A 274-nucleotide genomic window follows, 5' to 3' on the forward strand; every position below is an offset into this window, starting at 1 on the left:
GAGCTGTTGCACCGCACCACGCGCCGGGTCGACCTGACCGACGCAGGCGTGGCGTTCCTGCAGCGGGCGCGCGAGGTCCTCGCTGCGGTCGATGCCGCCAGCGCCGAGGCGCAACGGATCGGCGCCGGGCTCGAAGGCCGGCTCGTGGTCGGCTGTGTCGGGTCGGCGACGTACAGCCTGCTGCCGAGCCTGGCCCGCGCCCTGCGCGAGGAGTTGCCGGCCGTCGACTTCAGCTTCCGCGGCGAGATGCTGGTGCCGGGCCAAGCGACCGCGT

General features: G+C 74.5%; 1 pseudogene. It reads left to right on the forward strand.

Annotation, left to right across the window (positions count from 1 at the left end):
* Positions 1 to 48 precede the first annotated feature (48 nt).
* A pseudogene (locus QWY29_RS20520) lies at positions 49 to 274 on the forward strand (LysR family transcriptional regulator); the annotation flags it as partial.

The organism is Nocardioides abyssi, from assembly GCF_030412915.1.
GTDB lineage: Bacteria > Actinomycetota > Actinomycetes > Propionibacteriales > Nocardioidaceae > Nocardioides > Nocardioides abyssi.